This is a genomic window from Paenarthrobacter histidinolovorans, from assembly GCF_014647595.1.
GTDB classification, from domain to species: Bacteria; Actinomycetota; Actinomycetes; order Actinomycetales; family Micrococcaceae; genus Arthrobacter; species Arthrobacter histidinolovorans.
The window spans coordinates 275,024-299,228 of sequence record NZ_BMPM01000002.1; the positions used below are offsets into that span (position 1 = coordinate 275,024).

Genomic DNA, 24,205 nt, shown 5'->3' on the forward strand with positions numbered 1-24,205 from the left:
GCCCGTCCGCGAAATGCGCCAAACCTACCTTGGAAGAACAACGTCCCCCACCAAGGAGGCACTTTCGTGACTGTTGATAGCACCGCAGATGCACTGGCCCGTGTCCAGGCCACCACTGCCGCCACCCCCGCCCTTGAACACCGCCCCGGCCGCTGGATCGCCAACTGGGATGCCGAAGACAAGGGCCAGTGGGAAGCTGAAGGCCGGTCCATCGCCAAGAGGAATCTGTACTGGTCCATCTTCGCCGAATTCCTCGGCTTCGTCGTCTGGCAGCTGTGGTCCATCGTGGTGGTCCAGCTCCCCGCAGCAGGTTTCACCTTCGATTCCAACCAGATCTTCTGGCTCATCTCCATCCCCAGCCTCGTGGGCGCAACACTCCGCATTCCCTACACCTTCATGGTTCCCAAGTTCGGTGGCCGGAACTGGACCATCGTCTCGGCCCTGCTCCTGCTGATCCCCACCACCGGCCTGGCGATCTGCGTATCGAACCCGCAGACGCCGTTCGGTGTCATGCTCCTCATCGCCGCCCTGGCCGGCTTCGGTGGCGGCAACTTCGCCAGCTCGATGGCCAACATCACCTTCTTCTACCCCGCCCGCGAAAAAGGTTGGGCCCTGGGCCTGAACGCCGCCGGCGGCAACCTGGGTGCCGCCGTCGCCCAGCTTGTTGTCCCCATTGCCATCACCCTGCTGGCCGCCGGTACCGTCAACCTGCCCATGGCGGGCATCATCTGGATTCCGCTGATCGTCATCGCCGCCTTCGGCGCGTACAAATACATGAACAACCTCACCAGCGCCAAAGGTGATGTGGCCGGTTCACTGGCCGCGCTCAAGGAACCGCACCTGTGGATCATGGCGTTCCTGTACATCGGCACGTTCGGCTCGTTCATCGGCTTCGCGGGCGTCTTCCCCAAACTGATCAAGGACTACTTCCCGGACTTCTCCTCGATCCACGTTGGTGCGGTGGCCTTGTCCCTGGCCTTCCTTGGCCCACTGGTTGGTTCCCTGGCCCGGCCCTACGGCGGACGCATGGCGGACCGCATGGGCGGGGCGCGCATGACCATTGCTTCGTTCGCCTCCATGGCCGTCATTACCCTGACCATGATCTGGACACTGCCGCTGAAGAACTTCTGGCTCTTCCTCAGCCTGTTCCTGCTGCTCTTCCTGGCCAGCGGCTTCGGAAACGGCGCAACGTACCGCATGATCCCCGTCATCTTCGCGACCTCCAGCCGCGCAGCCCGTTCCGGTGCCAACAGCGCCGCCACAGCACGCCTCGCCGCATCGTCATTGGGCCTGATCTCCGCGATCGGCGCCTACGGCGGCTTTGTGATCCCGCAGGTGCTCAACGCCTCAAACACAGCCAGCGGCTCCTACACCCCGGCGTTCTACGGATTCGTCGGAGCCTATGTCCTGATGCTCACCGTGTGCTGGGTCTGCTACATCCGTCCCGCCCGGAAGCGCAACACGATCGGACACATCTAGATGCCCAACGGCGCCGATACCCACTGCCCCTACTGCGCGCTGCAGTGCGCCATGACGCTGACCCCGGCCACTTCGGTGGCCGGGGCGGCGCCCGCACCCACCGCAGAACCGGCCACCCCCGCCGCCCCGCTTGAGGTTTCAGGGCGCGACTTCCCCACAAACCGGGGCGGGCTGTGCCGCAAAGGCTGGACATCGGCGTCGTTGTTGCGCCACAACGGCCGGGTCACCGAACCTATGCTCAAAGGCTCCGACGGCGTGCACCAGCCGATTTCCTGGGATCAGGCGCTCATGCTCATTACGGCAGCCGTCAAGGACACCCAGCAGCAGTACGGAAACGACGCCGTCGGGGTCTTCGGTGGCGGCGGCCTCACCAACGAGAAGGCGTATCTGCTGGGTAAGTTTGCCCGCCTGGCACTCCGCACGTCCCGCATCGACTACAACGGCCGGTTCTGCATGTCCTCGGCCGCGGCCGCCGGCAACCGGGCGTTCGGGGTGGACCGCGGGCTCCCCTTCCCGGTGACCGACCTCGATTCGGCATCGGTCATCCTCATGCTCGGCTCCAACGTTGCCGAGACCATGCCACCGTTCGTCCAGCACCTGCAGGGCGCCCGCGACGCCGGCGGCCTCATCGTGGTGGACCCCCGTCGCTCGGCTACTGCTGCGTTTACGTCCGACGGCGGCGGCCTCCACTTGCAGCCGACGCCCGGCACCGATTTGGCGCTCCTTTTGGGGATCAGCCATGTGGTGGTGCACGAAGGACTGGTGGACGCCGGATACGTCGCCGAACGCACCAGTGGATATGCGGCCGTGGTGCGCAGCCTTAACGCCTTCTGGCCGGAGCGGGTCCAGTCCATCACCGGCGTCCCCGCCAACCTCATCCGCGAAACCGCCCGACGCCTGGCCCAGGGTGCCCGCGCAGGCGGCAGCTACATCCTTAGCGGCCGCGGCGTGGAACAACACGTGGACGGCACAGACACCGCCACAGCCGCCATCAACCTCAGCCTGCTCCTTGGACTCCCCGGCTCGGCACGCAGCGGCTACGGCACCCTCACCGGCCAAGGCAACGGCCAAGGCGGCCGGGAGCACGGCCAAAAGGCCGACCAGCTCCCGGGCTACCGCAAGATCACCGACCCCGCCGCACGCGCCCACGTCGCCAACGTCTGGGGCGTCGATGAGTCGCTGATCCCCGGACCGGGACTGCCCGCCGTCGAACTTCTCAGGTCGCTGGGACAGCCCGACGGCGTCCGTTGCCTTTTCGTGCACGGCGCCAACGTGGTGGTTTCCGCACCCGACACGAACGCCGTAACCCAGGGCCTCCGCAGCCTGGATTTCCTGGTGGTGTGCGATTTCTTCATGTCCGAGACCGCCGCCGAGGCTGACCTGGTTTTGCCGGTCACGCAGTGGGCTGAGGAAGAGGGCACGCTGACCAACCTGGAGGGCAGGGTGATCCGCCGCCGGCGCGCGCTGACGCCTCCCCCCGGTGTCCGCAGCGAACTGTGGCTCATGGCCCGGCTTGCAGAGATGTTTGAGGCTCCTTCGACCTTCAGCGATGACCCCGAGACAGTTTTCGAAGAGCTGCGTTTGGCCTCGGCCGGTGGTTTAGCGGATTACTCCGGCATCGACTACGCCATGCTGGACCGCGGCGAAGCAGCCTATTGGCCCTACCCTGTGGGCAGTACGGGGACGCCGAGGCTCTTTGCTGACGGCTTTGCCCATGCTGATGGTCGGGCAGTCATGGTTCCGGTGACGCCGTCCAAACGGGCTGTGCGTTCCTTTGCGGACGATTCGTTGGCCTTGGCCACCGGCAGGCTCCTGGAGCACTACCAGTCTGGCGCCCAGACCCGGCGTGTCAGCGAGCTCCTGGCGGCGCAGCCGCAAGCCCGGCTGCTCATCCACCCCGGAACCGCGGCGGCACGCGGAATTTCCGACGGCGACTACGCCACGGTGAGCAATGAGCGGGGAGAGGTCGTGTGCCGGGCCGAGCTGAGCACGGCCATCCGCCCCGATACCGTTTTCCTGCCCTTCCACTTCCCCGGCCAGGAAAATGCCAACCGCCTGACGGAGTCGGCCACAGATCCCATCTCCGGCATGCCGGAGTTCAAGACCAGCATGGTGTGGGTCCGGCGCGCGGTCTCTACCCAAGAGCATGCATCGTACACAATTCCTGCCGGGACGCGACTGCCTGTGCACGTCAAGGAGGCCTCATGAGCGAACGTATTGTTGTTGTTGGATTCGGGCCGGTTGCCGCACGGTTGGTGGACGAGCTGCTCCCCGCCGTCCGTACCGGGCTCGTGCAGTTACTGGTGGTCGGCCAGGAAAGCGAAGCCGCGTACAACCGGGTGATGGTGGCTGAACTGGCCGTCGGCCGCACCACAGCGGAGGCTTTGGCCATGGCTGATGCGTCCGATTTGGAAGCCGACGGCGTACAGGTCCGCCTGGGCGTCAAGGTCAAAAGGATCGACCGCGCCCGGCAGCACGTGGTCCTCTCCGATGGCACTACGGAACACTATGACCGGTTGGTGTTCGCCACCGGTTCCCGCCCCGTCATTCCCAATCTGACCGGGCTGAACCCGGATCCTTCCCGACCCGTGTTGCCCGACGGGGTCACGGCCCTGCGCGATCTCAAGGATGCGGCCGTGCTCCGTGCCGCCGTGGCCGGCGGCAAGCGCGTGGTAGTCCTGGGCGGCGGCGTTCTGGGCCTGGAAACCGCCCTGGCCGCCTCGGAGGAGGGCGCCAAGGCGACCGTGGTCCACAACGGTCCTTTCCCGCTGGGCCGGAGCATTGACCGGGGCAGCGGCTCTGTCCTCACCAACAGCCTGCGGGCCAGCGGTGTCCGGATGGCCGGCAACGCCCGCTCCACCGGGGTGGAGACTGCGGGCCCCGGTGGGTCATTCTCGGCCCTGCTGCTGGATGACGGTTCAGCGATCGACGGCGATCTGCTGGTGTTGTCCTGTGGCGTCCGTCCCCGTATCGAACTGGCCGAGGGCTGCGGGCTACCCGTTGCGTCCGGCATCCTCGTGGACCACCATCTCCGGACCTACCACGAGCCGCACATGTTCGCGATCGGTGACTGCGCAGAAGTCCATTGCGCCGATCCGTCCTGCAAGGAGTGCCGGACTGCGAGCGGTCCTTCAGGCCTGGTGGGTCCGGGCTGGCGGCAGGCGAAATGGCTGGCAGAGTACTTGGTGGTCCTGGCCCGCGATGGCCAAACCGCTGCGGACTCCCTGGAACCGGTGCCCACGGAAAAGCCCGGCGTGGTAGTCCTCAAGGCCCGCGGTATCAACCTGGCCATGGCAGGCGACAACCAGGCCGATCCCTGGGATGAAGAAGCCCTGGAAGCCGGTGCCACGGCTGGACGTGCACGCCGCCAGATCTCCCAGTGGGCCGATCCCGAGCACGGCAGGTACGTCAAGATGACCACCCGTGGCGGAGTGCTGGAGGGCCTGGTGGCAGTAGGAATGCCCCGCACCGCCGCAGAACTGGTGTTGCTTTTCGAGCGCTCCTCGGAGCTGCCGGCGGACCGCTCCCTGCTGCTCCGGCTGGACGGACCCGACCAACTCGACACCAACGCCTCCAGCAACGATCCCCAGCGGACCGTGTGCCGCTGCGCTGGTGTGAGTGCGGCCAGCATCGAGGGTTCGGTAATGGAAGGCTGCAGCACCGTGGGCGAGGTCTCCAAGGCCACCCGCGCCGGAACAGGTTGCGGAGGGTGCCATGAGGACATCAAGGGGATCATCGAAAAACACTTCCAAGGGGCTGCCGCCTGACTCGCAGCCCGTTGTTCGCCATTTCGTGGGCCCGCTGCGCCGCGTGCCGTGCGCGGGGCACGATCTGCAGCGGGCCATCGAAGCGGGCAACTAAACTGCTCGGGTGAACATCTCCGAACCTGCACCCGGTGTCTTCTTCGTTGAGGGGCCTGCGTCCAACTGGCTCATCGTCCGCGACTCCACCGGCTTTATCCTGATCGACGGCGGTTATCCCGCTGACCGGGACCTGGTGCTGAACTCCATCCGTGGTCTCGGACTGGAACCTGCGGATGCCAAGGCCATGCTCATCACGCACGGCCACGTGGACCACACAGGATCCGCTGCCTACTTCTCACGGACCTTCGGCACGCCTATCCTGTGCTCCCCCGAGGAGCTCGCCCACGTCCAAGGCAAGGAAAAGCACCAGGTCACGCCCGGCCAGGTCCTGGCCCGGGTTTGGCGACCGAAGGTGTTCCGTTGGATGCTCCACGTCATCAAAGCCAAGGCCCTTCAGGCAGAGCCGGCCACGCAGGCTCAACCATGGACTGTGGAGAAGCTCCAAAGCCTGCCGGGCAAACCCGAAGCCATCCTGCTGCCCGGGCACACCCCTGGCAACGTAGCGATCCTGCTGCCGGACGCTGTAGCGATCGCCGTGGGTGACTCCTTCGTCAGCGGGCATCCGATCAGCAGCAAGCACGGGCCACAGATGCTGCACACGATGTACCACCACGATCCCGCAGCCGCGCTGTCATCGGCCCTGCACATGGAGAGCCTGCCAGCCAACGTGATCCTCCCCGGGCATGGCCCCGCGCTGCACATGCCCCTGGCCGAGGCGCTCTCCGCACTGCAAGCCTAGGAAGCAGAAACGCCCGTTTCGTTGGTCCGCTGCGCAGTGTGCCGCTCGCGCGGCATTGTGCGCAGCGGAGCCCCGAAACGGGCGCTCGTGCTGCTGAGGGCTGGAAGCTACATGTGCACGTGCAGCCGGCGAGCGGCTTCCGAGATGGATCCCGTCAGCGACGGGTACACCGTGAAGGCGCTCGCGACATCGTCAACGTGCAGTTTCTGGGTCACGGCAACGGAGATCGGGAAGATCAGTTCCGAAGCGTTCGGTCCCACCACCACGCCACCAATGACGGTGCCGGATCCCTTGCGGGCGATGATCTTGACGAAGCCGTCCTTGGTATTGCGCATCTTGGCGCGGGCATTGCTGAGCAAGGACAGCATCACGACATCGCCCTGGTACTTACCCGAAGCCAGATCGGCCTCGGAAACGCCCACGGAGGCGATCTCCGGGGAGGTGAAGATGTTGGACGCCACCTGGTTGAGCTTGAGCGGCTTTACGCCATCGCCCATGAAATGCGCAATCGCGATGCGGCCCTGCATGGCAGCAACGGACGCCAGGGCGAAGACACCCGTGCAGTCGCCGGCAGCGTAGATGTTGGGGGCCGTGGTGCGGGAAACACCGTCAACCTTGATGTGCCCGGACTCGGTCAGGGTCACGCCGGCTTCTTCAAGTCCGATTCCTGCCGTGTTCGGGATGGATCCGACACATACCAGGCAGTGGGAGCCGGTAACCACGGAACCGTCACCCAAGGTGACCTTCACGCCGTCGTCCGTCCGCTCTACCGCGTTGGCGCGGGACTTGGACAAAACGCGGACTCCCCGGCGCTCGAAGACGCCTTCCAGCAGCTTGGCCGCGTCCGTGTCCTCCCCCGGGAGGACCTGATCGCGGCTGGAGATCAGGGTGACCTTGGAGCCCAGGCCGTTGTAAGCGGAGGCGAACTCGGCGCCGGTCACGCCCGAACCCACCACGATCAGTTCCTCGGGCAGTTCGTCCAGGTTGTAGATCTGGGCCCAGTTGAGGATGCGCTCGCCGTCGGGCTTTGCAGTGGGAAGTTCGCGCGGATGGGCGCCAACAGCCAGGAGGATGGCGTCGGCGTCGATGGTCCGGGTGCCTTCGAGGGTCAGGACCTCAATGGTGTTGTTGTCCAGCAGTTTGCCGGAGCCAATGACGATCTCCACGCCCAGGCGCTCGAGGCCGGCGCGGATGTCGTTGGACTGGCCATGAGCCAGGTTCAGGACGCGGTCGTTGATGTGTTTGAGGTCGGCGCGGGGCTTGGAGGCCGTGCCGTCGCCGTCAAACTTGACTCCCAGCTCGTCCGCCTCACCTACGCGGGTCATGAGGTCTGCGGTGGCGATCAGGGTCTTGGAAGGCACGACGTCGGTCAACACGGCGGATCCGCCGAGGCCGGCACGCTCAATGATGGTGACGTGGGCGCCGAGCGAGGCGGCTACCATGGCAGCTTCATATCCGCCGGGACCACCTCCCAGGATCGCGATACGGGGGGCACTGAAGTCAACTTGGGTGGTCACAATCCTCAATTCTCGCTCATTGCCCCCGCAGCTGCCAGTCAGCCGACCCTCACCTCCGTACCTACCGGATTCAGCCGCCGGCAAGGTAGCTTGTACCAGTGAGTAACACTGAGCTGATGAACACAGACCCTTTCGAAGCCGCACAAGCCGCCGCGGACTTCATAGCCGCGGAGACCGGCGTCGAGTCCCACGACGTAGCGCTGGTGCTCGGATCCGGCTGGGCCGAAGCCGCCGATCTGATCGGCGAAACGACAGCCACGCTGAACGCCTCGGAGGTTCCCGGTTTCCACAAGCCAGCTGTGGTGGGCCACGTCGGCACCATCCGCTCCGTCCTGACCAAGGAGGGCAAGCGCGCACTGGTCCTTGGCGCTAGGACGCATTACTACGAAGGCCGTGGCGTCCGTTCCGTCGTGCACGGCGTACGCACCGCAGCAGCCGCCGGGTGCAAGACCCTGGTGCTGACCAACGGCTGCGGCGGCCTCAACGAGGACTGGACCCCGGGGACTCCGGTGCTCATCAGCGACCACATCAACCTCACTGCAACCTCGCCGCTGGAGGGCGCCACGTTCGTGGATCTCACCGACCTCTACTCCTCGCGCATCCGTACGCTGGCCCGCGAGGTTGATTCCTCACTGCAGGAAGGCGTGTACGCCCAGTTCACCGGTCCGCACTACGAAACGCCTGCCGAGGTGCAATACGCCAAGCGGATTGGAGCAGACCTGGTCGGCATGTCCACCGCCCTGGAGGCGATTGCCGGCCGCCACGCGGGCATGGAAGTCTTCGGCATCTCCCTGGTCACCAACCTCGCTGCCGGCATCAGCCCCGTCCCACTGAGCCACGCGGAGGTCCTGGAAGCCGGCCAAGCAGCCGGCAAGCGGATCTCCAAACTTCTTGCAGAGATCATCGCCAAGCTCTGATACTTCGAACAGCAATGCGTGGCCACCGGCTCCGGGGGCCACGCATTGCTGTTTAAGCTTCACACTGGTGTGCGCGCTAACAAGGTCACCCAGAGGTAAACGCACAGTGAATTCACAGAATAAATCAGATTTGTTCCGCAACATTTGATTCCGCACACCAGCGTATGGCACGCGCGCCCGTTGACAATGCAAGCGCTTGCACATCTACCCGTGGGTAGCTCGGAAGCCCCACGAAACACCCTTTGATTTGCGGCCTAACACGTGTCTAGCGTGGAGTCTGTTCCGGTAAGTCGACGTGCCGGAACCACGTGCGGCGAGCGCCCTGACGGGCTCACCGCCACCTCGAAACGATGGCGTCCCTCGAAGACGCCACCGGCGGATCGACGGACGCCAAAGTAGAGACCCCAACCGGGGAACAGGGCATGCGCCCCACTCCACGAAGTCCAACACTCCGCGAGAAGAGCAAGCATGAACACGCACTCAACCCCTCAACGGCCGCGGCGCCGTCTGCGACGGGCAGTAGCCGTCGCAGCGGCAGCCAGCGTGGCGGGCAGCATCCTGCTGGTCACGCCGGCGGCCCAGGCAAACCTGCCGGCCGATCCGCCGTCGAGCTCCATGCCGGCGCCCACGCCCGGCTTCCCGCTGCCGAGCCTGCACACCCAGCAGGCATTTGACCCGGCCGCGGACTTCACGTCCAAATGGACGCGCGCCGACGCCAAGCAGATCATGGCCCAGAGCAACACCAACGTGACGCCCGGCCAGAACTCCATGAGCCCCAACGTCACCATGCCGGAAATCCCCAAGGACTTTCCTGCCATGAACGACGACGTCTGGGTATGGGACACCTGGTCATTGACTGACGAGAATGCCAACCAGATCAGCTACAAGGGCTGGGATGTCATCTTCGCACTCGTTGCCGACCGGCATGCCGGCTACGGCTTCGACCAACGCCACTGGAACGCCAGGATCGGCTACTTCTTCCGGAAGACCAACGCCGATCCCGCCAAGGACAAGTGGAACTATGGCGGACACCTGTTCCTGCCGAACACGTCCATCGGAAACACCGAATGGTCCGGCTCCACACGCCTGATGCAGGGCAACAAGATCAATGTGTTCTACACGGCCACCACGTTCTACGACGTCGCTGAGCGGAACGCAGGCGGTGGCGGGATTGCCCCGGACGCCGTGATCGCAAAGGCTCTGGGCAACATCCACGCCACCAAGGACGGCGTGACCTTCGACGGCTTCCAGCACACCAAGCTGTTGGAGCCCGATGGAAAGCTCTACCAGAACAAGGCCCAGAACCCGGGCTTCGCGTTCCGTGATCCTTACACCTTCAGCGATCCTGCCCACCCGGGCAAGACCTTCATGGTGTTCGAAGGCAACACCGGCGGCACCCGCGGCTCCTACAAATGCAAGCAGGAAGACCTGGGCTACCGGCCCGGCGATCCCCACGCCGAGACCGTCAACCAGGTCAACAGCACCACCGGCGCCTGGTACCAGACCGCCAACGTGGGCTTGGCAGTAGCGGACAACAAGGACCTCACCAAGTGGACCTTCCTGCCCCCGATCCTGTCAGCGAACTGCGTCAACGACCAGACTGAGCGTCCGCAGATCTTCATCCAGAACGAAAACGGCAAGAACAAGTACTACCTGTTCACCATCAGCCACCAGTTCACCTACGCCGATGGCATGCGCGGCCCCGACGGCGTCTACGGCTTCGTAGGCGACGGCGTACGCTCCGACTACCAGCCGGTGAACAACAGCGGACTGGCCCTGGGATCGCCCACGGACCTGAACATGCCGGCCAATGCACCGGAGGGTCCTGACCCCCGCCAGAACGGCCGGCAGTTCCAGGCCTACTCGCACTACGTTCAGCCCGGCGGCCTCGTCCAGTCGTTCATCGACAACGTCGACGGCGTCCGCGGCGGCTCCCTGTCACCCACCGTGAAGATGAACTTCAAGGGTGGCGTCACTCAGGTTGACCGCAGCTTCGGCCAGAAGGGCCTCGGTCCGTTCGGCTACTTGCCCACCAACGTCCGCGTTGGCGGTGAAGGCCTCTACAAGTAGGCCGCCACACCCCGGCCGTCAGGCCACGGCGGGGGTGCCGGCTTCAGAAGAGCCGTCACCCCCGCCACCCCCAAACCCTTCAGGATTTCTCCCTATGGCTTACCCCAACCCCCACCTGTCCCGCCGCCGGATGCTGGCCGCAAGTGCCGCCGTCGTGGTCTCTTTCGCTGCCGCCTCCTGCACAGCCAGCCCGACGCCGGCCCCCACGCCAGCGGGTCGGACGCCGACCGCTTCGGATCCGTGGCGTCCCGTGGCGCACTTGACCGCTGAAAAGAACTGGCTCAACGATCCCAACGGTCTGATCCACCACAACGGCACGTACCACGCGTTCTACCAGTACAACCCGCGTGCGAACTCGTGGGGCAACATGTCCTGGGGCCACTCCACCAGCACCGACCTGGTGCACTGGGAGCAGCAGCCCGTAGCCATGGAGGCCAGCGGTGAGGAAGAGATCTTCTCCGGCTGCATGGTGATGGACACCAACAACGCCTCGGGCCTCGGTTCGGCGGAGAACCCTCCCATGGTCGCGCTCTACACCAGCGCCTACGGCAAAAACGGTGCGCTCCCCCAGGGCGCCCAGGCCCAGTCCGTCGCCTACAGCCTGGACGGCGGCACCACCTGGCAGAAGTACCGCGGCAATCCCGTACTCAACCTCGCACCCACCAACAACAACTTCCGCGACCCCAAGGTCTTCTGGTACGAGCCGGGCCAGTATTGGGTGATGACCACAGTGGTAGCAGACGCCCAGGTGGTCAAGCTCTTCAAATCCACCGACCTGCTCCACTGGGACTACCTCAGCGACTTCTCCGGTGCCGGCGCACAGGGCGGCCTCTGGGAGGTCCCGGAACTTGTGCAGATGAATGTGGACGGCTCGACTGCGAAGAAATGGGTCATGCTGCTGAGCATCAACCCCGGCGGAATCGCGGGCGGTTCGGGCATGCAGTACTTCGTGGGCGAGTTTGATGGAACCCGCTTCACGGCAGAGAACGCGGCCTCCCCGGACGCTCCCCTCAGCGACTCCCAATGGCTGGACCACGGCGCGGACTACTACGCAGCAAACTCCATTTCCGGTGCCCCGGGCGAAAAGCCCGTGCTGCTGGGCTGGATGGGAAACTGGGACTACGCCCAGAACGTTCCCACGACTCCATGGCGGGGTTCCATGGCAATTCCCAGGGAACTCACGTTGGTCCGGGGCGAGCGCCGTTACGAGCTGCGATCGGCCATCGCCACCGCGGCGCGGGAAGCCCTTGAACGCCGCAGCGGTGAGGTCAGCAAGAAAAACCTCACCGTCACCTCCTCAATCCAGGACCTGGGAGCGGATTTCACAGCTCGCAGCCAGTTGATCGAACTGGATCTGGACCTGACGTCGTCCCGCGAGGCCGGACTCATCCTGCGCCAGTCCTCCGACGCCAAATCCGGCCTGCGCATCTCCTACACCAAGGAAACGCGGACCGTGAAGGTCGACCGTTCGCACGCGGGAACCACCAATTTCTCCGAGAAATTCAGTCCGTACCACCAAATCACGCTGCCTTCTGTCGGCAGCGACGGCAAAGTCCGGCTCACGATCCTCCTCGATTCATCGTCCGTGGAAGTGTTCGCCCAGGATGGTGTGGCCGTCATTTCGGACACGTTCTTCCCGGACTGGGATGCCACGGGATCATCAGTGTTCAGCTTGGACGGCGATTCCACCATCTCGGTGCATTCCCGCCCCCTCTAAAGCAACGCGGGGTCAGATATGGCCCATTACGACCCGATTTATGGGCCATATCTGACCCCGCGTTGCTCTTGCTGTGCGCAATGAGGATAGTTTTGACCCTATGACATCCAGCGATGCCGCATTAGAACAGCTGATCACCGACGCCCGCCAATGGGCTTCCCACGACCCGGACCCGACCACGACGACGGCGCTCCTGGAGCTCGCCGACCTCGCCAGTGCAGGCGATGCGGGAGCTGTCCAGGAACTTGGCGACAGCTTCAACGGCACCCTCCAGTTCGGCACGGCAGGCCTGCGCGCAGCCCTCGGTCCCGGCCCGAACCGAATGAACCGGGTGGTCGTCCGCCGGGCAGCGGCAGGCCTGGCGGCCTTCCTCACCGAAACGGTCGCCGCGGCAGCCCCGGGAACCCGGCCACGCGCCGTCGTCGGCTTTGACGCACGCCACAACTCGGACATCTTCGCCGAAGAAACGGCGGCCATCTTCACAGCCGCCGGTATCGAGACGTTCCTCATGCCAGCGGCGCTTCCGACGCCGTTGCTCGCCTACGCGGTCAGAAACCTCGACTGCGACGGCGGCGTGATGGTCACTGCCAGCCACAACCCACCGCAAGACAACGGCTACAAGGTCTACTTGGGCCGTCATGCTGTGTCCGGAAGCGGCCGCGGTGCCCAGATCGTTGCACCCTACGATGCCAGGATCGCGGCGAAGATCGACGCCGTCGGCGCGCTGGACTCCATTGAGTTGGCCGATTCCGGCTGGTCGGTACTGCCGACGTCCATCGCCTCGGACTACGAAGCCGCCATGGCCGGGCTGGTTGACCGTGAACACTTCCCGGCCCGGGACCTGAAAATTGTCCTGACTCCGATGCACGGCGTGGGTGGCGGGACGGCCGTCTCCGTCCTGAACGCCGCAGGGTTCAGCGACGTTACCCTTGTGGCCGAGCAGGCCGAACCCGACCCCGACTTCCCCACCGTCGCTTTCCCGAATCCGGAAGAACCCGGGGCGTTGGACCTGGCGCTCGCTGCGGCGGCTGCTGCCGGCGCAGACATCGTGCTGGCCAATGATCCCGACGCCGACCGCGCTGCCGTTGCCGCGTTGGACCCCACGAGCGGTGCTTGGCGCATGCTGCGTGGTGACGAAGTTGGCGCCTTGCTGGGAGCCCACATCGTGGCCCGGTTGGCCGCTGCCACCGGGGACGAACCACATGCCGGCGTCTTCGCCAACTCGATCGTTTCGTCACGGCTGCTCTCGAGGATTGCAGCTGCCGCAGGCTACGCCCACGAGGAAACACTCACGGGTTTCAAGTGGATTTCCCGCGTGCCGGGCCTCACCTACGGGTACGAAGAAGCCCTGGGCTACTGTGTGGCACCGGACCTGGTACGCGACAAGGACGGTATCTCAGCGGCCGTGCTGATCGCCGAACTGGCGGCGGCCGCCAAGGCCGAGGGCAGGACAATCTTCGACACCCTGGACGACTTGTATCTGGTCCACGGCCTGCACGCCAGCGACCAGTTGAGCATCCGGGTTGCTGATCTGGGTCTTCTCGATGCCATGATGAACCGGCTCCGGGTCAACCCACCGGAAGCGTTCGGAGGGTCCTCGGTGGAAGTTTCCGTTGACCTGGCCGAAGGCAGCGACAACCTTCCTCCCACGGACGGGCTGCTGTACATCACGCGGGACCAGAGCCGCGTCATCATCCGGCCCAGCGGCACCGAACCCAAACTCAAGTGCTACCTGGAAGTGATCCGCCCCGTGGAATCCGCGGCGGAACTCCCGGAAGCGCGCCAAGCCGCGCGGACCTCCCTGGACGATGTCCTCAGGGATGTCCGCGAAGCACTGGGACAGTGACTTCCTAGAGCTCGACCTCAACAAAGCCGTCCACCAGGCGCGTGGCGAAGGCGTCAAGGCGGAGCCCGGGATTGGTGAAGCACTCACCCGTTTCGAGGTCGTAGACCTCTTTGTGCAGCGGCGAGGCTATGGTGGGCCGGCTTCCGCGGGAGCCGATGATGCCGCGCGCCATGACGTTGGCCAGTGTCGCCGGATCCTGCTGGGCTACGGCGAAAACTTCCGAGGGCCCGGTGCGGAACAGTGCGACCTGCCGGCCTTCGATCAATGCCGCTTCTCCCCAGGCGGGCTCAAGCTCGTCCAGGGGGCAAACACGGTGCCAGGCGGCGGTTTCGGTCAGGTCTCCGGCACTGTCAAGAGTCTCGGCACGGTCCAGAATTACGGTCATTTCAGCCCCTCTCACTGTGTCCGGGGGCAGGCACATTCCCTCATCACTCCCCGGACCGGGCCACGCTTGCGGCCACTCCTCCACGCTAGGACCGGGGTGTTTCAACCGGGGTGCTCGTTTGTGTCCAGCGGGTAAAAGACACCTCACACATGCAGAAACGCGTTCGTGATGCAGAAGTTAAGACCACGAAACAAAGGGGAAACTGAAGCGAAACTGCCCGTCCCTAGGCTGGGAACACAAGTTGCGGAGATCCGTCTGCAACATCTGCGAAAGGCCCACCAGTGACCGGACACACTTCAAGCACAGTGACTCCACGCCGCGTCGTCGTTATCGGCGGCGGACCTGCTGCCCACCGTTTCACCGACGCCATGGTCAATCGCGGTCTTGAAGGCTGGCAGCTCACGGTACTGACCGAGGAGGCCCACCTCCCCTACGACCGCGTGGCATTGAGCAAGGCCCTCACGGAAACGGACGTCGACCTCACCTTGGGCGATGCGTCCATGTGGGAGCACAAGGCTGTGGAATTGAAGACCGGCGAGCGCGCGGTCAGGATTGATCCCGTTGCCCGGAACGTGGTGACCGCGTCGGGCAACGTTTATGGATACGACCATGTAGTCGTGGCAACCGGTTCCGATGCCGCCCGGCTCCCCATTCCCGGCTCCGAACACACCCACGTGTACCGCACGCTCGAGGACGTCTGGTCCATCAACAAGGCCATCGCGGAGTTGACCACGAAGCTCGGCCGGAAGGTCAACGCGGTAACCATCGGCGGCGGCCTCCTGGGTCTCGAATCTGCTGCCGGCACGGAGCAACTGGGCGCAACACCGGTTGTCATCAACGGCTCCCCGTGGCTGATGAACACCCAACTGGACGAAGGCGCGGGCCAGGCGTTGGGCCGCTTGATCGCGGCCAAGGGTTTCGAAGTGCACGGTGGTGTCTTCCCGTCCGAAGTAATAGCCGACGACGACGGCCAGGTCACCGGTGTCCTGATGGCTGACGGGCGCACCATCGACGCCGACCTCGTGATCGTCGCCATCGGCGTCAGGCCCCGCGACGAGCTGTTCCGCGCAGCCGAAGGCGAAGAACAGCTCTTCAGCCTGGGCCAGCGGGGAGGCGTGGTCATCAACGATTTTTGCGCCACTGAGGTGGAAGGCATCTGGGCCATCGGCGAGGTGGCCAACTTCGAGGGCATGTGCCTGGGACTCGTAGCTCCGGCAAACACCATGGCCGAGATCGTTGCCGACCGCTTGCACGGTGGCGAAGCGACGTTCCCCGGTTTTGACACTGCCACCAAGCTCAAGTTGTCCGGCGTGGACGTTGCCAGCTTCGGTGACGCCTTCGCCAGGACCGAGCACTCCCTCGAGATCGTGTACGCCGACCCCGCCCGCGGCGTTTACCAAAAGATCGTCACCACGGATGATGCAAAGACTCTCCTCGGCGGCATCTTCGTGGGCGATGCTTCGCCCTACATGAGCCTGCGCCCCCTCCTGGGCCGCGAACTGTCCGCCGAACCGGGGGCGTACCTGAGCGCTGCCGGCGGCGGTGAGGCTCCTGAGACTGAACTTCCCGATGACGCGATCCTGTGCTCGTGCAACAACGTGGCCGCCGGAACCATCCGCGACACCATCAACGGCTGTGGCGCCTGTGAAGGCAATGCCCCGGTGCAGGAACTCAGCGAACTCAAGGGCTGCACCCGTGCCGGCACCCAGTGCGGTTCGTGCGTTCCCATGCTGAAGAAGCTCCTGGAGGGCGAACTCACCAAGTCGGGCATTGAGGTCTCCAAAGCCCTCTGCGAGCACATCAGCCTTTCCCGACAAGAACTCTTTGACGCCATCCGGGTCCTGGAACTGACGTCTTTCGAAGACATCATGGCCAAGTACGGGACCGGTGCCGGGTGCGACATCTGCAAGCCGACCATCGCGTCCATCCTGGCCAGCCAGCACTCTGCCTACGTCCTGGACGCCGGGCGTGGTTCGCTGCAGGACACCAACGACCGTGCCCTGGCAAACATGCAGAAGGACGGCACCTACTCGGTGGTTCCCCGCATTGCCGGCGGCGAGATTACGCCTAAGGGCCTCGGCGTCATCGCGGCGGTTGCCGAGAAATACAACCTCTACACCAAGATCACCGGTGGGCAGCGGATCGACATGTTCGGTGCACGGCTCGAACAGCTGCCGGACATCTGGAAGGAACTGGTGGACGCCGGCTTCGAGTCCGGCCAAGCCTACGGCAAGAGCCTGCGCACGGTGAAGTCCTGTGTTGGATCCACGTGGTGCCGGTTCGGCGTCCAGGATTCCGTGGCCATGGCCATCGCCTTGGAACTGCGCTACCGCGGCCTGCGCAGCCCGCACAAGCTCAAGATGGGTGTTTCCGGTTGCGCCCGCGAGTGCGCCGAAGCCCGGGGCAAGGATGTCGGAGTGATCGCCACTGCAGATGGCTGGAACCTTTACGTGGGCGGCAACGGCGGTGCCACTCCGGCGCACGCCAAACTGCTGGCCAAGGACCTGGACGACGAAACGCTGCTGAAGTACATCGACCGTTACCTGATGTACTACATCCGAACGGCCGACCGCCTGCAGCGCACTGCCCGCTGGCAGGAAGAACTCGACGGCGACATCAAGCACGTCGAGGACGTCGTGGTCCACGACTCCCTGGGCATTGCCGCTGAACTTGAAGCCGCCATGGCCAAGCACATCGACACCTACGAGGACGAGTGGGCGGAGACCCTGAAGGATCCGGAGCGCCTCCGCCGTTTCCGTTCCTTCGTGAACGCGCCCAACCAAAAGGACGAGTCCATCTCCTTCGTTCCGGAGCGCGGCCAGATCCGCCCTGCCACGAACGAAGAAAAGGGCGGCGTGCTGATCGCCTCCACCATCCCGGTCCGCAGCGAATAACAAGGGGTCCCCATGCAGCTCACCATTGATCTGACCGACCGTGATGTCCTGGTCACAGGATCTGACAGGACCGCCCGGCAGGCTGTGCGGCGTTATCGGAGGGCCGGTGCGAATGTCTACCGGCTGAGCACGCCCGACGGCGTACCGGCCGACGGCCAGCTTCCCGAGCGCCCGTTCCTGGTGGCGGTAGTGGACGACGGCGACGAAGGCTGGGGTGCGCTGGTAGACCGGTGCCGTGAGGCCGGCATCCCCGTGGCGTTCGAGCCGTCCCCGGGCGCCGATGGGCACGTGACACTTGTGGGCGGTGGCCCCGGAAGCCTTGAGTTGCTTACCGTGGGTGCTGTCGATGCTTTGCGGAACGCCGACGTTGTTTTCTTCGACCGTTTGGCTCCCTATCAGGAACTGGCCGGCCTGACCTCCGCAGACCTTGTGGATGTTGGGAAGCAGCCCGGCCTGCACAAGGTGACGCAACGCGACATTGAGAAACTCATGGTGGAAGCTGCGCTGCTGGGAAAGAACGTGGTCAGGCTCAAGGGCGGTGACCCCTACGTCTTCGGCCGTGGCGGGGAAGAGGTAGCCGCTTGTGTTGCGGCCGGTGTTCCGGTCCGGGTGATTTCCGGTGTCACAAGCGCCATCTCCGTGCCTGCTGCCGCGGGCATTCCGGTGACGCACCGCGAAGTGAGCCACATGTTCACGGTGGTATCCGGGCACGCACCCCTGACGGAGAAGGAGCACACCCACCTTGCCGGGCTCGGCGGGACGATCATTGTCCTCATGGGTATTGGCACTCTCCCCCAGCTGGCGGCCGGGCTGCGGCGGGCCGGGATGAATCCTCAGATGCCCATGGCTGTGGTGGAACGTGGTTACCGGCCGGGGCAGCGCACCACTATTGCCGACCTCGGTAGTATCGAAACGGCAGCGACCGGCTGCAGCAACCCTGCCGTGCTGGTCATCGGTGAGGTGGTCCGGGTTGCCGAGGCCAACCGGAATCACGCCGAAGCATCCGCTGAACTGAGCCGACTTGCGGCTTCGCTCCTTGAAGCCTGAAGGTAAGAACACATGACTGTTGCACGTGCCATCGAAATCGCGGACCCCAACGCCACTCCGGAGGCTTCCGAGGCGCCAGACGCGCCCTTGGACGGATTCCGGATCGGCGTCACCTCGCACCGCCGTTCCCGTGACCTCATCGAGGCACTGGAACGGCGCGGTGCGAGCGTTCTGCACGCTCCTGCCCTGAAGATCGCCCCCGTCCAGGAGGACATGGTCCTGGTTGAGGACACCCGGACCATCATTGAGGCGAAACCGGACATCTGCATAGCCACCACCGCGTACGGCATGCGGCGGTGGTGCGAGGCCGCCGATTCCTTTGGCATCGGCGAGCAGCTCCTGGAGACCTTGTCTGCCTGCCGCATGTTCGTCAGGGGACCGAAGGCCCGCGGTGCAGTACGCGCGGCCGGGCTGGCCGACGTCGGAATCAGCAGCGACGAAACCACTGCCACCCTGGTGGACATGCTCCTGGTGGAGGGTGTGCGCGGCAAGACCGTGGCTGTGCAGTTGCACGGGTACACGGACGTTCGCCAGCTTGAGCGGCTCCGCATGTCCGGCGCGACCGTCCTGACGGTAACTCCGTACCGCTGGGTCAAGCCCGATGGTGAGGATAAGTTGCCGCGCCTGATCGAGGCCGTGGTCAATGGGAACCTTGACGTCCTGACCTTCACCAGCGCCCCGGCGGTGGACGCCATGTGGAGCACCGCGCATGAGATGGGCCTCTACCGCCAGCTCATTGAAGCGCTCAAGGGCCCGGTGACAGTGGCCGCCGTCGGGCCGGTGACTGCCCAGCCCCTGGTCGACGCCGGGCTGACGCCGCTGATACCCGACCGTTACCGCATGGGCGCGCTCATTCGCTTGGTGACCGAGCACTTGTCCTTGAACCACGTTCGCCGCCTGGAGACGAAGAATGCCACCATCGAGCTGCGCGGACGGTGCCTTCGGATCAATGGCGAAGTGGTGGAGCTGGCCCCTGCTCCCCTGCTGCTGCTGCGGGCGCTGCTTGGCGCGGGCGGGGCGGTCTTGTCGCGCGAAGCGCTCTCTGACCTGCTGGATCTGCGCGGTTCCGTTCATGCCCTGGACATGACGGTCAGCCGGCTGCGGTCCGCGCTCCCGGACGGCAAGCTTGTGGAAACAGTGGTCAAACGTGGATACCGGCTGCGGGCATAGGGTTCCGGCCACGCTACGACGCTTTCACCAGGGGCAGTTCGTCCCAGTTTGTCGTGTACCGGGGACTGAGCATGTCCCGCCTCATTGACCAGTCCGGACCTCCTTTGATGCCTGCATGCCCCAACCCGATGGAGCCGCGGCCATAGCGTTTGCTGACTTCCTCCAGCAGGCTTCCGATGCCCCGTTCCTCGTGCCTGTTCTCGAAGATTTCCAGGGGTTTCTGATTGCCGCTGGGACGAAGATCGGTGACCATGATTCCGGCCTTGGCGTACCTGACGCCCTCCTTGATTTTGGGAATCAGGGCGTGCGCGGCCCTGGTGAGCAGCACGGGATCAGCGGTGGGCATGGGCAGTTTGACGTTTACGGCAGGAAACGATTTGTCGTTCGGGTTGTACACGGACGTTGCTGCGAACGCCGTCAGCAGTTTCGCTTGGAGGTGGTGCTTGGCGAGCCTGGCACTGGCCATCTGCCCGTAGACACTGAGCACCTGCCGTAATTGGGCTGCGTTCGTGATCGGCGTCGAGAACGAGCGCGAGAAGATCAGCTGGTCCCTGCCGATCCTTTCCTCTTCCATGGGGATGCACGGCGTTCCCTGCAGTTCCAGGACGGTGCGCATCATGACGACGGAGAATTTGTCGCGCAATGCCACTGGGTCCGCCCGGACCAGGTCCAAAATTGAAAAGATACCCATGGCATTCAACCGCTTGGTGAGTCTCGTGGCGACACCCCAAATCTCCATAACGGAAAGCCGGGCCATGAGGGCGTCGCGCTCGGCTTGCGGAACCGAATCCCAGCGGCACACACCAGCGAACGCCGGATTGTGTTTGGCCCACTTGTTGGCCAGCTTGGCAAGCGTTTTGGTGCGGGCGATTCCGACGCACACCGGAACTCCTACGTTCCTGCGGCAAGCATCCTTGATGGTTCGCCCCAATTGCAGCAACTCCTCCGGCTGGCCCCTCACCCCCAGGAACGCTTCGTCGATCGAGTAAACCTCCTGCCACGCCGAGTAGCGCCGTAACAACTCCATGACCCTTGAACTGATGTCCCCGTACAGCTCGTAATTGCTGGAGAGCGCAATCAGTCCCCATTCCTTGGCCCGTGGAGCCAGCTTGAACCATGGATCCCCCAACCCGATGCCAAGCTTCTTGGCCTCCGGCGACCTGGTCACGGCGCAACCGTCGTTATTCGAGAGCACGATCAACGGTTTGCCCTCCAACGCGGGATTGAAGGCCCGTTCCGCTGAAGCATAGAAGCAGTTGATGTCCACATGGGCGATCTCCTGCATTCTGTGCATAAGGGCTGGCCTGGACATGATCCTCCTCGGTTCGGCGCTAGCATGCGCGGCCTCGGAATATGGGAGGACACGCCGCTTATTCGAAGATATGTTCGAATAAGTCAACTGTACTGCCGCGCCCCGACAACAGAACATCCCGCCCACCGGACTGTGGAAAAGTCCGCTGGACGGGATGCGTTGCACTATGGGATTCCCACCATGAAATCCGGCTACGAACGGACAGTGGCGTCCTTCTTGTGCACCAGATAGATGGCACCGGTGGTGACGTCTTCTTCAAGGGCTTCCAAGGTGCGCCCACGGGTCTCGGGGACCTGGGTGTAGATGAAGATGAGGGCCGCGATACCCACGCCACCGAACAGGAAGAAGGTTCCGGTGATCCCGACGCCGGCCACCAGAGTGGGGAAGAACAGACCCAACAGCGCATTGGCGATCCAGAGGCAGAACACCGACAAGCCAATGGCGAAACCACGCACGTGCAGCGGGAAGATTTCCGACAGCATGACCCAGACGGCGATATTCAGGAACGTCTGCATCGAGCCGACGAATGCGACCACCAGGAAGAGAATCACGAAGGGACGGGCCTCGTTTCCCACGGGAAGGAGGACCGAGGCGATGCCGATCAGGAAGTGGCATGCCGTGGTCAGGCTGAAGCCCAGGAGCAGGGTTGTTCGGCGGTTGACGCGCTGCATCAACGTCAGGGCGATGACTCCTCCCACCACCGCGATCACGCCGGGAGCGATGTTGGCGAGGAGGGCTCCATTGGAGTCGAATCCGGCCTCGACCAGTACCGACTGACCGTAATACATGATCGAGTTGATGCCGGTGAGCTGCTGGGCCACACCCAGACCGATACCCACCAGGATGATGCGCAGGATCCACTTGTCCTTGAGCGCACCCCACGACGTCGCTTTCGCCGCCCGCTCTTCGTCGGCGAGATGTTTGACGTCGGCCATTTCGGCCTCGGCGCGTTCCACCGACCGGATGGTCTTGAGGACTGCCAGTGCCTCTTCCCAACGCCCCTTCGAAATCAACCAGCGCGGCGACTCGGGCATCCGCAGCATGCCGAAGAACAAGGCGATGGCGGGCAGGGCGGCAACGGCGAGCATGACGCGCCACACTCCCCCGAACTCTCCCCAGATGTTACCGATGATGGCGTTCACGACGAACGCCGCCAGCTGGCCGATGACAATCATGAGCTCGTTCCGACCGGCCAGCGAGCCCCGGATCTCATACGGTGCCAGTTCGGCAAGGAAGACAGGCACCACGGTGGACGCTCCGCCGACCGCAAGGCCCAGAACAACGCGACCGAGCACCATCACTTCAAAGTTTGGCGCGAAGACGCAGGCGATCGTTCCGGCCAGGAACAGCACCGCGAGCAGGAGGATGGACTTGCGGCGGCCCCACGAATCGGACAGGCGGCCACCTCCCACGGCTCCGGCTGCTGCGCCGAACAGCAGGGAGCTGGTCACGATCCCTTCTGTCAGGGGCGTCAGGCCAAGGTCGGCCGTCATGGGCCGGAGGGCTCCGTTGATGACACCAGTGTCATAGCCGAACAACAGTCCGCCGAAGGTGGCGACCAAGGCTACAAGGCCAAGTCGCTTTCGATGCGGGCCATTGGTCAGCGGAGGAAGAGCGGCCCCATGGGCGCCTTCCCGCTGCATTTGCGTTGCAGACATCAGGACTCCTTTGTCAGTGTGTTGCGGGTCATACTCATCCGCTCTGAATCCAGACTAACGCGCGAAAGGCTTAAATGTAAGGTCAAACTAACAAACATGCGATTTAACCCTTTCCGTGACATGGGAGGATGGAGGGCATGGCCCCCGACCGCCCGCTCCGCCCAGCTACACAAAGTGATGTCGCCCGGGAAGTGGGCGTCTCCCGGACACTGGTGTCCTTCGCCTTCCGGGGCGCCCCCGGAGTCAGCGCCGAAACCAAGGAAGCCATCTTCGAAGCCGCCAAGCGTCTCGGATACCGACCCAACGCCGTAGCCGCCGACCTGGCACGCAAGCACCGCTCCGCCGTCGGGCTTTACCTGATGGATATCCGCAACGAGGTCTACGCCGACATTCTCAGCGGCGTCCGCATGGCCCTTCCGCAGGACGGCAACCGGCTCATCCTGAGCGTATCCCGGTCCGTTGATGGTGTTGACCGGGGCGCGCTGGAGTCGCTCATCGAAGCACAGGCCGGGATCATCATTGCTGCCACGCTCCTGGATCCGGACGAGCGCGTGCAGGAACTGGCGCAGATCGTGCCGCTGGTCAGCGTGACGCGGCCAGTGCCGGGCGTGGACAGCGTGTATTCGGATGACGTTTTGGGCGCCAAGGCCGCCACCGAACACCTCCTCGCCCTCGGGCACCGGCGCATTGCCCACCTGGCGGGTCCCGTATACGACGGACACACCGCCCGCAGGCGGAGTTACCAAAAAACCATGCGCGACGCCGGGCTGAAGCCCCAAACCCTCGCAGCCGAGGACTTCACGCAGGAAGCCGGGCAACGCGCCACCACCCTCCTGCTCAACCAACCCGAACGCCCGACGGCGATTTTCACGCACAACGACCAACTGGCCCTGGGCGCCCGCGAAGCCGCCTATTCCCTGGGCTTGTCCATCCCGCAGGACGTGTCGCTGGTGGGCTACGACAATTCGCGGATCGCCCGGCTGCACGGCATCGATCTCACAACGGTGGACCTCCATGCCGTAACCCTGGGCCAAAGAGCCGGGGCGATAGCGCTGGATCGGCTCGAAAACCCGGAGGGACCCATCGCAGACGAACGGCTCACACCGGAACTGGTGGTCCGCAACTCCACAGCCCCGCCGTCATTCAGACGTGATGCAGGCACGTAGTTGCAACGCCCCAGATTGTCAGCTCCGACAAGGCCGCCACCCTGATATCGGGGAAGGCAGGGTTGTCCGCCTGCAGCACGACCCCAGCCGGGGTTATGCGCAACCGCTTGATTGTCAGCTCGCCATCCAGGACAGCCACAACGACCGACCCATCCTTGGGTTCCAGCGCCCGGTTGACGATCAACTCGTCGCCGTCGCTGATACCAGCGGCTTCCATCGACTGGCCGGTCACCCGCACCACAAATGTGCTGGTGACGTCCTTGATCAGGTGCTCATTGAGGTCGATGCGGCCGTCGAAGTAGTCCTGCGCCGGCGAGGGATACCCCGCGGCCACGGACACAGGAGCCAACAGCACCGACACCAGGGACAAACCCGCATCTATCACGCGGGGGCCGACTATCACGCCCACAACACACCTTTATTCG

General features: G+C 64.4%; 17 protein-coding genes. 12 read left to right on the top strand and 5 right to left on the bottom strand.

Annotation, left to right across the window (positions count from 1 at the left end; translation table 11 throughout):
* The first annotated feature begins 66 nt into the window (after positions 1-66).
* From IEY62_RS05825 to IEY62_RS05840, 4 genes are all read left to right on the top strand, one after another.
* On the top strand, positions 67-1,479 hold the full coding sequence (locus tag IEY62_RS05825; protein WP_189014879.1) for an MFS transporter: 1,413 nt from the start codon (positions 67-69) through the stop codon (positions 1,477-1,479).
* A complete protein-coding gene (locus tag IEY62_RS05830) occupies positions 1,480-3,687 on the top strand; it encodes a molybdopterin oxidoreductase family protein (protein ID WP_189014881.1) in 2,208 nt (735 codons plus the stop codon). It begins immediately after the preceding gene.
* A complete protein-coding gene (locus tag IEY62_RS05835; RefSeq protein WP_189014883.1) occupies positions 3,684-5,246 on the top strand; it encodes an FAD-dependent oxidoreductase in 1,563 nt (520 codons plus the stop codon). Before IEY62_RS05830 ends, IEY62_RS05835 begins: the two co-directional genes overlap by 4 nt.
* A 103-nt stretch (positions 5,247-5,349) precedes the next feature.
* The gene (locus tag IEY62_RS05840) at positions 5,350-6,081 is read left to right on the top strand and encodes an MBL fold metallo-hydrolase (protein ID WP_189014885.1); all 732 of its coding nucleotides are present in this window, start codon (positions 5,350-5,352) and stop codon (positions 6,079-6,081) included.
* A gap of 107 nt (positions 6,082-6,188) precedes the next feature.
* Here the strand turns inward: IEY62_RS05840 and IEY62_RS05845 are convergent, their stop codons facing one another.
* On the bottom strand, positions 6,189-7,598 hold the full coding sequence (locus IEY62_RS05845) for an NAD(P)H-quinone dehydrogenase (protein ID WP_189014887.1): 1,410 nt from the start codon (positions 7,596-7,598) through the stop codon (positions 6,189-6,191).
* A gap of 116 nt (positions 7,599-7,714) precedes the next feature.
* Between IEY62_RS05845 and IEY62_RS05850 the strand changes: the two genes are divergently transcribed.
* The 4 genes from IEY62_RS05850 to IEY62_RS05865 all read left to right on the top strand — a co-directional run bounded on the left by IEY62_RS05850 (position 7,715) and on the right by IEY62_RS05865 (position 14,148).
* Positions 7,715-8,515, top strand: coding sequence for a purine-nucleoside phosphorylase (locus IEY62_RS05850; protein WP_018777383.1), 801 nt, complete (start codon positions 7,715-7,717; stop codon positions 8,513-8,515).
* A gap of 468 nt (positions 8,516-8,983) precedes the next feature.
* Positions 8,984-10,585 carry a glycoside hydrolase family 68 protein gene (locus tag IEY62_RS05855; RefSeq protein ID WP_189014889.1) on the top strand — a complete coding sequence of 534 codons (1,602 nt, stop codon included), beginning with the start codon at positions 8,984-8,986 and terminating at the stop codon, positions 10,583-10,585.
* 94 nt (positions 10,586-10,679) lie between these two features.
* A complete protein-coding gene (locus IEY62_RS05860) occupies positions 10,680-12,302 on the top strand; it encodes a glycoside hydrolase family 32 protein (protein ID WP_189014891.1) in 1,623 nt (540 codons plus the stop codon).
* A 100-nt stretch (positions 12,303-12,402) separates the two neighbouring features.
* Positions 12,403-14,148, top strand: a complete 1,746-nt coding sequence (locus IEY62_RS05865) for a phospho-sugar mutase (protein ID WP_189014893.1) — start codon at positions 12,403-12,405, stop codon at positions 14,146-14,148.
* A gap of 4 nt (positions 14,149-14,152) precedes the next feature.
* Here the strand turns inward: IEY62_RS05865 and nirD are convergent, their stop codons facing one another.
* Positions 14,153-14,533 (bottom strand): nitrite reductase small subunit NirD, encoded by a 381-nt coding sequence (gene nirD, locus IEY62_RS05870; RefSeq protein ID WP_189014895.1) that lies wholly within the window; start codon positions 14,531-14,533, stop codon positions 14,153-14,155.
* A 281-nt stretch (positions 14,534-14,814) separates the two neighbouring features.
* Between nirD and nirB the strand changes: the two genes are divergently transcribed.
* The 3 genes from nirB to IEY62_RS05885 are packed head-to-tail and all read left to right on the top strand — an operon-like array spanning position 14,815 to position 19,644.
* Complete coding sequence (nirB, locus tag IEY62_RS05875; RefSeq protein ID WP_189014897.1) at positions 14,815-17,427, top strand: nitrite reductase large subunit NirB; 2,613 nt, start codon at positions 14,815-14,817, stop codon at positions 17,425-17,427.
* Between the two features lie 12 nt (positions 17,428-17,439).
* Entirely contained in the window at positions 17,440-18,474 is a 1,035-nt protein-coding gene (cobA, locus tag IEY62_RS05880; RefSeq protein ID WP_189014899.1) for a uroporphyrinogen-III C-methyltransferase, read from the top strand.
* A 12-nt stretch (positions 18,475-18,486) separates the two neighbouring features.
* Positions 18,487-19,644 carry a uroporphyrinogen-III synthase gene (locus IEY62_RS05885; RefSeq protein ID WP_189014901.1) on the top strand — a complete coding sequence of 386 codons (1,158 nt, stop codon included), beginning with the start codon at positions 18,487-18,489 and terminating at the stop codon, positions 19,642-19,644.
* Positions 19,645-19,657: 13 nt separating this feature from the next.
* On the opposite strand, the gene IEY62_RS05890 is transcribed toward IEY62_RS05885, so the two are convergent.
* Both IEY62_RS05890 and IEY62_RS05895 read right to left on the bottom strand, forming a co-directional pair.
* Positions 19,658-20,956, bottom strand: a complete 1,299-nt coding sequence (locus IEY62_RS05890; RefSeq protein ID WP_189014903.1) for a Y-family DNA polymerase — start codon at positions 20,954-20,956, stop codon at positions 19,658-19,660.
* A gap of 191 nt (positions 20,957-21,147) precedes the next feature.
* Entirely contained in the window at positions 21,148-22,614 is a 1,467-nt protein-coding gene (locus tag IEY62_RS05895; protein WP_189014904.1) for a sugar porter family MFS transporter, read from the bottom strand.
* Positions 22,615-22,751: 137 nt separating this feature from the next.
* Here IEY62_RS05895 and IEY62_RS05900 point away from each other — a divergent pair, with 137 nt between their 5' ends.
* Positions 22,752-23,780 (top strand): LacI family DNA-binding transcriptional regulator, encoded by a 1,029-nt coding sequence (locus tag IEY62_RS05900; protein WP_189014905.1) that lies wholly within the window; start codon positions 22,752-22,754, stop codon positions 23,778-23,780.
* Here IEY62_RS05900 and IEY62_RS05905 read toward each other — a convergent pair.
* A complete protein-coding gene (locus IEY62_RS05905; RefSeq protein WP_189014906.1) occupies positions 23,758-24,189 on the bottom strand; it encodes a LexA family protein in 432 nt (143 codons plus the stop codon). The two genes, IEY62_RS05900 and IEY62_RS05905, sit on opposite strands and share 23 nt — an antisense overlap.
* Positions 24,190-24,205 lie beyond the last annotated feature (16 nt).

Excerpts from the sequence above, each read along its gene's own strand:
- IEY62_RS05830 (WP_189014881.1), top strand. The coding sequence starts at position 1,480 with ATGCCCAACGGCGCCGATACCCACTGCCCCTACTGCGCGCTGCAGTGC.
- IEY62_RS05835 (WP_189014883.1), top strand. The coding sequence starts at position 3,684 with ATGAGCGAACGTATTGTTGTTGTTGGATTCGGGCCGGTTGCCGCACGG.
- IEY62_RS05850 (WP_018777383.1), top strand. The coding sequence starts at position 7,715 with ATGAACACAGACCCTTTCGAAGCCGCACAAGCCGCCGCGGACTTCATA.
- IEY62_RS05855 (WP_189014889.1), top strand. The coding sequence starts at position 8,984 with ATGAACACGCACTCAACCCCTCAACGGCCGCGGCGCCGTCTGCGACGG.
- IEY62_RS05860 (WP_189014891.1), top strand. The coding sequence starts at position 10,680 with ATGGCTTACCCCAACCCCCACCTGTCCCGCCGCCGGATGCTGGCCGCA.
- IEY62_RS05865 (WP_189014893.1), top strand. The coding sequence starts at position 12,403 with ATGACATCCAGCGATGCCGCATTAGAACAGCTGATCACCGACGCCCGC.
- nirD (WP_189014895.1), bottom strand. The coding sequence starts at position 14,533 with ATGACCGTAATTCTGGACCGTGCCGAGACTCTTGACAGTGCCGGAGAC.
- cobA (WP_189014899.1), top strand. The coding sequence starts at position 17,440 with ATGCAGCTCACCATTGATCTGACCGACCGTGATGTCCTGGTCACAGGA.
- IEY62_RS05885 (WP_189014901.1), top strand. The coding sequence starts at position 18,487 with ATGACTGTTGCACGTGCCATCGAAATCGCGGACCCCAACGCCACTCCG.
- IEY62_RS05890 (WP_189014903.1), bottom strand. The coding sequence starts at position 20,956 with ATGTCCAGGCCAGCCCTTATGCACAGAATGCAGGAGATCGCCCATGTG.
- IEY62_RS05895 (WP_189014904.1), bottom strand. The coding sequence starts at position 22,614 with ATGTCTGCAACGCAAATGCAGCGGGAAGGCGCCCATGGGGCCGCTCTT.
- IEY62_RS05900 (WP_189014905.1), top strand. The coding sequence starts at position 22,752 with ATGGCCCCCGACCGCCCGCTCCGCCCAGCTACACAAAGTGATGTCGCC.